The sequence below is a fragment of the Streptomyces sp. NPDC101118 genome (assembly GCF_044759445.1).
In the GTDB taxonomy this organism is placed as follows: domain Bacteria; phylum Actinomycetota; class Actinomycetes; order Streptomycetales; family Streptomycetaceae; genus Streptomyces.
In genome coordinates this window covers 65536-73351 of sequence record NZ_JBIVZG010000007.1, presented here as the reverse complement: position 1 = coordinate 73351, position 7816 = coordinate 65536, and the positions used below count along the sequence as shown (strand labels likewise).

Here is a 7816-nt window from a genome sequence, read left to right as displayed (position 1 = left end):
GCCCCGCGCCGTGGCGTCCGCCGCCCCGGGGGGGGGCCGCCCCCCCGGGCGCCCGGGGGGGGGGGGGGGGGCCCCTTGGGGGGGCCCCCCCCCCCCCCGGGGGGGGGGGGGGCCCCGGGGGGGCCCCCCCCCCTCCCCGGTCGTCAGCAGCGGGGTCAGCCGCGCAGCTCCTCGGCGACCAGCTCCGCGATCTGCACCGCGTTCAGCGCGGCGCCCTTGCGGAGGTTGTCGTTCGAGAGGAAGAGGGCCAGGCCGTGCTCGGCGGTCTCGTCCACGCGGATGCGGCCGACGTACGAGACGTCCTTGCCGGCGGCCTGCAGCGGGGTCGGGATCTCCGAGAGCTCGACGCCCGGGGCGTCCTTGAGCAGCTCGTAGGCGCGCTCGACGCTGATCGGGCGGTCGAAGCGGAGGTTGACCTGCAGCGAGTGGCCGGAGAAGACCGGGACGCGCACGCAGGTGCCGGAGACCTTGAGCTCGGGGATCTCCAGGATCTTGCGGGACTCGTTGCGGAGCTTCTGCTCCTCGTCGGTCTCGAAGGAGCCGTCGTCGACGATCGAGCCGGCCAGCGGGAGCACGTTGAAGGCGATCGGACGCTTGTAGACGCCCGGCTCCGGGAAGTCGACGGCCTCGCCGTCGTGGGTCAGCTCGGTGGCGCGCTCGGAGACGGCCTTGACCTGGCCGTCCAGCTCGGCGACGCCGGCCAGGCCGGAGCCGGAGACGGCCTGGTACGTGGTGGCGACCAGCGCGGTCAGCCCGGCCTCGTCGTGGAGCGGGCGCAGCACCGGCATCGCGGCCATGGTGGTGCAGTTCGGGTTGGCGATGATGCCCTTGGGCCGGTTCTTGATGGCGTGCGGGTTCACCTCGGAGACGACCAGCGGGACCTCGGGGTCGCGGCGCCAGGCGGAGGAGTTGTCGATCACGACGGCGCCCTGGGAGGCGACCTTCTCGGCGAGGGCCTTGGAGGTGGCGCCACCGGCGGAGAAGAGCACGATGTCGAGGCCGGAGTAGTCGGCGGTCGAGGCGTCCTCGATCGTGATCTCCTGGCCCTCCCACTCCAGGGTGGAGCCCGCGGAACGGGCGGAGGCGAACAGGCGGAGCTGGTCCACCGGGAACTTGCGCTCGGCGAGAATCCGGCGCATGACTCCGCCGACCTGACCGGTGGCTCCGACGATTCCGACCCTCACGGTGACTCCTTCTGGTGCTGTGGCGCTGGCTGACCAGCTCCATCATGCGTGCGACCCGGGCAGGCTTGTCCAATCCTTTGTCCGCGATACGGGACGTGTGGCGGACGTCTCGCGGTTCCGGCGGCCGGAGCCGCGCGCCGCCCGGCGGATCCGGGGCTTCTCACCGCCGAACATGACAGCTCATGACAAATGTGTGGCAGGTGTGTTTCCAGGGCCCGGTACGGGCTTTTCGGGGCAGCCGGAGTGATTACGGTCCGACCAGTCGTGATCGTTTTCCGGACGCGACGTACCGATTTCCGAACACCACCTGGAAGGATCCGTCGTGCCTGCCCACCGTCAGCGGTCCCGCGCCGCCGCGGCCCTCGTCACCGCCGCGGCCGTCGCCGCCCCGCTCGCCCTGGCCGCCGCCCCGGCCACCGCCCACCCCCGGGACACCACGAAGCTGGCCCGCACCCTCGTGAGGGAGGTCTCCGGCAAGGGAGCCCACCGCCACCTGGCGGAGTTCCAGCGGATCGCCGACGCCCACGGCGGCAACCGCGCCGCCGGCTCCCCCGGCCACGCCGCCTCGGCCGCGTACGTGTACCGGACGCTGGAGAAGGCCGGGTACCGGGTCTCCTACCAGGACTTCGACATCTTCGAGGCGAAGACGAAGACCGAGAAGACCACGGTCCTCACCCCCGAGGCCCGCGAGCTGGCCACCGCGGCCTTCACCTTCACGAAGTCCACCCCGGCCGGCGGCCTGACCGCCCCGGTCGCGCTCGCCCGGGTCGACGAGACGCCCGGCTGCGACGCCGCCGACTACCCGGCGGGCGCCTTCGCCGGGAAGATAGCCCTGGTCAAGCGGGGTGCCTGCACCTTCGTCGAGAAGCAGCGGGCCGCCGCCGCGGCCGGCGCCGCCGGCCTGATCGTCTACAACCACAGCGGCACCACCCCGGTGCGCGGCTCCTTCAGCACCCCCGCCGAGGGCCTGATCCCCAGCGCCGGCATCACCCTGGCCGACGGCGAGGCCCTGGCCGCCGCGGCCGCCCGGGGAGAGGTGGAGGTCCGCCTGGACCTGGACCAGGAGCACGTGCGCAGGACCACCCGCAACGTCATCGCCGAGACCCGGGGCGGCCGCGCCGACCGGGTCGTGACGGTCGGCAGCCACCTGGACTCCGTACCCGAGGGCCCCGGCATCAACGACAACGGCTCCGGCTCCGCCGGCCTGCTGGAGGTCGCCCTCAAGCTGGCCGAGCAGACCCGCAAGGGCCACGGGCAGCCCGTCAACAAGGTCCGCTTCGCCTGGTGGTCGGCCGAGGAGCTGGGCCTGCTGGGCTCCGAGCACTACGTCGCGAGCCTCACGGAGAAGCAGCGCAAGGACATCGCGCTCTACCTGAACTTCGACATGATCGCCTCGCCGAACCCGGCCCAGTTCGTCTACGACGGCGACGACTCGGACCGCACCGGGGCGGGCGCCGGCCCGGCCGGCTCGGCGCAGATCGAGGCCCTGATCAACGGCTTCCTCGACAAGCGCGGCAAGGCCCACGAGGGCAGCGACTTCGACGGCCGCTCCGACTACGGCCCGTTCATCGCCACCGGCATCCCCGCCGGCGGCACCTTCACCGGCGCCGAGGGCATCAAGACCGACGCCCAGGCCGCCCGCTACGGCGGCACCGCCGGGCAGCCGTACGACCCGAACTACCACGGGGCCGGCGACACCCTGGACAACCTGGACCTCAAGGTCTTCGACACCAACGTGGACGTCATCGCCCACGCCGTCGGCACGTACGCCCAGGACCTCGGCTCCCTGGGCAGGTAGGCGCCGACCCGAGGGGGGAAACGGGGACGGGGGAAACGGGAAGGGGCGGTGCTCCGCAGAGCACCGCCCCTTCGTCGTTCGTCTTTCGTCGTTCCGCCGGTGTCAGCGGAGCGCGGTGACGGTTACGGCAGGACCTTGTCGATCTTGACGTTGCCGATGCCCGCGGCGGTGCCGCGCGCGTTCAGCAGCTGGACCTGGCCGAAGAGGCTGCGGCCCTCGGGGGCCACACCGTTGACCTGGACCTGCGCGGAGACCTGGGCGGAACCGCCGTTGGCCACGTCCACCGTCTGCGAGTCGTCCACCAGCACGGAGCCGAGGGCGTCCGAGTAGTACACGTCGCGGTAGTCGTACGCGGTGCCGGCGGCGCCGACGGCGTAGCCGATGACCTTGATCGTGTAGGTGCCGGCGGCCGGGTTGACCAGGCTCACGGCCTCCTCGGAGTCGCCGTCGGCGGCGGAGCCGACCTTCACGCCGTCGCGGTAGACCTCGAGGTCGAGGTCGGCCGAGACGTCGGAGACGTTGCCGATGGCGACGTCCAGGCGGGAGACGCCCGCACCGATGGTGACCTGGGTGGTGTGGGTCTCACCCTCGGCGATGGTGGGGCGCTGCACGTTCGCGGAACCGAGGGCGCCGCCCTTGAGCTTGCCACCGGTGATGCCCGCGAAGGAGTTCTTCACGGTCCACTGGACCGGCGCCGGGGTGCCGACCTTGACCTCGGGCAGCTCCTTGACCGCGGGGTCGAAGTCCGCGCCCAGGACGCTGACGTCCAGCTTGTACGGGTTGTCGAGCAGCGGCGACGTGCGGCGCGACTCGACCTCGATCTCCCAGACGCCCGGCTGCGGGTTCGGGTACGAACGCAGGTCGGGGCGGCAGGTGTTGGCCGGGTTGTTGTAGTTCGGGTAGCACATGGTCGTCGCGCTCGGGTCGAGGGCGACACCGTACGGGTGCAGCGCGATGAAGCGCGTCTGGCTGCCCTCGGCCAGGCCGCCCAGGGCGACCTCAAGGGTCTTGGCGCCCTGCGGGACCGTCACGAAGTACGACTTGTGGCTGTTGCGCTGCACCGAGGAGGCGGCGGAGAGGGCGAAGCCCGGCTTCACCAGGTCGGAGGCGACCACGACGGTCGACAGGACCTGCTTGTCGATGCCCTCGGTGGACTCGTCGTCCAGCTCCAGGATCGCGCTGTGCACGCCGGCGGTCTTGGGGGCCGCCTGGACCTTCACGGTGACCGGCTTGTTCAGCGGCAGCGTGATGTAGTCGTAGTCCGTCAGCGCCTTGAAGGTGCCGTCGTTGTACTTCCAGCTCAGGTTGTGGCGCACGCCCCACTTCGGGCCCGTGGTACGGGTGATCGTGACGTCGTACGTCTTCTTCTTGCCGGCCTTGAGGCCGCCCTCGCGGTCGTACACGCCGGTGCCGAAGCCCGGGGTCTTCAGGAGCTGGTCGATCGCGGTGTCGACCGGCGCCTTGACGGTGTAGTCGTGGGCCTTCGCGCCGCGCTGGATCGAGTCCCACGCGCCGACGATGTTGATCAGGCCCGCGCCCTGCTCGTGCGCCTGGTAGCCGGCGATCTTCTTCGCCGTGCTGGTGAGCGCGGTGCGCAGGGTGGCCGGCGTGAGCGCGACGCCCTCCTGCTTGGCGGCCGAGATCAGCAGCGCCGAGGCGCCCGCGGCCTGCGGGGAGGACATCGAGGTGCCCTGGAGCATGCCGTAGCCGGCCGGGAGGGCGTAGCCCGCCTCGGCGACCGGGGCACCCGGCAGCCAGGTCTGGATGGTGTTGATCGAGGCACCGGGGGCGGTGATGGTCGGCGTGAAGCCGCCGTCCTCACGCGGACCGCGCGAGGAGAACGGGAACATCGCGTACTTCTTCTCCACCACGGAGCCGTAGTTGGCGGCCCAGGTCTCCTTGGAGACCGCGGCGCCGACCGAGATGACCTTGTCGGCCAGGCCCGGGTCGCCGATGGTGTTGATGCCGGGGCCGGAGTTGCCCGCGGAGATCACCAGCTGGACGCCGTAGGTGTCGATCAGGCGGCCGTAGAGCTCGGCGCGCGCGTTGTTGCCGTCGTTCAGCGCCGGCAGGCCGCCGATGGACATGTTGACGATGTCCACGCCGCGGTTGACGACGAGGTCGATCATGCCCTCGGTCAGCGCGACGTTGGTGCAGCCGCCGCTCCAGGAGCAGGCGCGCGAGGAGACGATCTTGGCGCCGGGGGCGGCGCCGTTCATCTTGCCGCCGAACAGGCTGTTCGCCGCGGTGATGCCCGCGACGTGGGTGCCGTGCTCGGACTCGATGATGCCGATGTTGACGAAGTCGGCCTTCTTGCCGACCCAGTCCCCGCCCAGCGGGTCCATCGGGACGTCCTTGCGGATCTCGATCACGAACGGGATGCGCTCGGCGACCTCGGTGGCCGGGTTGTCCGTACCGAAGTAGCCGATCTGGAAGCCGTCCTTGTACGGCTTCATCGGCTCGTTGTTCGTGAAGTCGAAGTCCTGGTCGGTGTCGACGCGGACGGTCCCGGCGGCCGGGTCGTACAGCATGCCGAACCGGTCGGTGGTGTCGCCGTCGCGGTTGACGTCGCCCGCCATGTCACCGGTGGCCGTGATCGACTCGGTGAAGCGGCTCCACTGGAAGGTGCCCTCGGGGGCCTTCCAGGTCGCGCCGCCGACGGTGAACGCGGCACCGGTGACCGGGGTGATCTGGGCGCGCCACGTGGCGTCGGCGTCCGTGAGCGGGTCGGTCGCGGTGACCCAGTCGACGATCTTGCGCTCGCCGGTGGTGGTCTTCTGCAGGGCCGGGTGGCCCACGTCGACGCCGGAGTCCAGGACACCGATGGTCACGCCGCGGCCGTCGGCCTGCGGGTGGGCCTTCACGAAGTCCACCGCGCCCGTCTCGAAGGACGGGTTGTACGGGTTCTTCGCCGGGGTCTCCTTGCCGGGCGCCGGGTAGCTGCCGCTGGTCGCACCAGCGGCCCCCGACTTGCGGTCCCCGGCAGGGGTGGGGTCGTCGAGCTTGATCTCGTGCTTGACGTCGATCCCGTGGACCGAGGAGAGCTTGGCGGCGGCGTCGACGGCCGCCTTCGCCTTCGCGGTGGGCAGCGTGGCGCGCACGTAGCCCAGCTTGTCGTCGGCGCGGCCGACGGAGGCACCCTGCACCGCGTCGAGCTGGCCGGCGACCTGCTCGGTGGCGCCCGGGGCGGTGGCGACCATGACGGTGACGGTCTTCTCGCCCTTGGCCTCGGCCTCGGCGATCAGCTCGGCGTCGGCGGAACCGAGCTTCTCGTCGGCGGACTTGGCCGGCGCGGAGGAAGCCGGGTCATCGGCGGTGACGGCCGCGAACGCCGGGACGGGTCCCGTCGCCGCGAGCGCGGCCACCAGGCCCGCGGCGGCCGCGATGCGCGCGACGCGTCTCGGGCCGGATATGGAGCTGGGGGATTCGAGGGTCATCAGCATCCCTGCAATAAGTGAAAGAAACGGTCCGGATTTCGGTGCCGGATGACCGGTCAGCTTTGCGCAAGGGAGTGCTGTTTGGGGAGTGTTGTTATTGACGCGTGCCCGTCATGGCGGAGACCCGCCACGGCGCCCGATGCGTCAGGCGGAACGTACCGGGAGGAAACCGGACGATCCCAAGGGCCGTGACAGGCCTCGAATGTCGACTTGTCTACGGGCTAATGATCCCGCGAGCGGGCGTAGTGGCGGGACGCCTTGGCGCGGTTTCCGCAGGCAGCCATGGAGCACCAGCGCCGCGTGCCGTTCCGCGAGGTGTCGAAGAAGTGCAGCACGCAGGCCTCGTGGGCGCACTTCCTGATGCGGTCCGGCGCGGTGTCCAGAAGGTCCAGATAGTTCCGCGCCGCGAGCCAGGCCGGACCCCAGGACCGGTCGTCGAACTCGGGCCGCTCGCCGGGTCCTTCCGGGTCCAGGGTGAGCCGTACCCGGCCGTGTTCCAGGACCGCGTCGACGACCTCCCGGGCCTTTGGGGCCCCGTGGTCGTCGACCACCCGGGCGAGGGCCTCGCGGGCGGTCAGCAGGTGGATCAGGGTCGGCGCGTCCGCCCGGAACGGGGCCGACAGGCCATCCGTCGCCAGGCCGTTGGCCGACATCCAGACGTCCAGCCCCTCCAGTCGCGTCAGGCCGGCCGCCCCGGCGAAGAGGTCCTGGGGCTCACCCTCCTGCATCCATCGCGTGTTCAGCAGGTCCAGTGCGAGCGGCTCGCCGGTCAGCGGGCGCGGGTCCGCGGTCGGGGTCATCCCTGTCTCCTCCTCTGGCTAACCACTCAAGGGTAGGTCACCGGTTGACGTCCGGCGCTCTAACCTCTGAAGTCATTTTCAGAGGTTAGAAATGAAGTGCCAGGGCAAGGCAACGAGAGAGGGGGCAGCCATGTCGGCTGTCAGCACGCTGAGCACCGGCCACATCGGCCTGAACGTCACCGAGCTGGAGCGCTCGCTCGGCTTCTACCGCGACACGCTGGGCTTCCGGCTGCTGGGCGAGGGCAAGGAGGAGGGGCGCCGCTTCGCCTTCCTCGGCCAGGACGACGCGCTGGTGCTCACGCTGTGGCAGCAGGCCGAGGGTGCGTACGCCCCGGCCGCCGCGGGCCTGCACCACCTGGCCTTCACGGCCGGGTCGGTCGAGGAGGTCCGCGCGTTCGAGGAGCGGCTGCGCGCCGCCGGCGTCGACTTCGCGTACGACGGGATCGTGGCCCACGGCGAGGGCGCCGCCTCCGGCGGCATCTTCTTCCACGACCCCGACGGCACCCGCCTGGAGATCTCCGTCCCGGCCGGCGCCGAGGACGCCCCCGCACCCTCCGGAGCCGCTCCCACCTGCGGCTTCTTCTAGGAACCCGAGAG

5 protein-coding genes are annotated in these 7816 nt (G+C 71.3%); 2 read left to right on the top strand and 3 right to left on the bottom strand.

The features are described from left to right. Window positions 1–155: 155 nt before the first annotated feature. Entirely contained in the window at window positions 156–1184 is a 1029-nt protein-coding gene (locus tag ACIQUQ_RS14450) for an aspartate-semialdehyde dehydrogenase (protein ID WP_403975255.1), read from the bottom strand. Window positions 1185–1506: 322 nt separating this feature from the next. On the opposite strand from ACIQUQ_RS14450, the gene ACIQUQ_RS14445 reads away from it, so the two are divergent. Then, window positions 1507–2982 (top strand): M28 family metallopeptidase, encoded by a 1476-nt coding sequence (locus ACIQUQ_RS14445; protein WP_403975253.1) that lies wholly within the window; start codon window positions 1507–1509, stop codon window positions 2980–2982. A 122-nt stretch (window positions 2983–3104) separates the two neighbouring features. Here the strand turns inward: ACIQUQ_RS14445 and ACIQUQ_RS14440 are convergent, their stop codons facing one another. Next, entirely contained in the window at window positions 3105–6419 is a 3315-nt protein-coding gene (locus ACIQUQ_RS14440) for a S8 family serine peptidase (RefSeq protein ID WP_403975251.1), read from the bottom strand. A 221-nt stretch (window positions 6420–6640) separates the two neighbouring features. Beyond that, the gene (locus tag ACIQUQ_RS14435) at window positions 6641–7219 is read right to left on the bottom strand and encodes a CGNR zinc finger domain-containing protein (RefSeq protein WP_403975248.1); all 579 of its coding nucleotides are present in this window, start codon (window positions 7217–7219) and stop codon (window positions 6641–6643) included. A gap of 130 nt (window positions 7220–7349) precedes the next feature. Here ACIQUQ_RS14435 and ACIQUQ_RS14430 point away from each other — a divergent pair, with 130 nt between their 5' ends. Further along, a complete protein-coding gene (locus ACIQUQ_RS14430; RefSeq protein WP_403975245.1) occupies window positions 7350–7805 on the top strand; it encodes a VOC family protein in 456 nt (151 codons plus the stop codon). Window positions 7806–7816: the final 11 nt, after the last annotated feature.

Bases quoted from the DNA above. Each gene is read 5' to 3' on its own strand.
- ACIQUQ_RS14430 (WP_403975245.1), top strand. From the start codon at position 7,350: ATGTCGGCTGTCAGCACGCTGAGCACCGGCCACATCGGCCTGAACGTC.
- ACIQUQ_RS14440 (WP_403975251.1), bottom strand. From the start codon at position 6,419: ATGACCCTCGAATCCCCCAGCTCCATATCCGGCCCGAGACGCGTCGCG.
- ACIQUQ_RS14435 (WP_403975248.1), bottom strand. From the start codon at position 7,219: ATGACCCCGACCGCGGACCCGCGCCCGCTGACCGGCGAGCCGCTCGCA.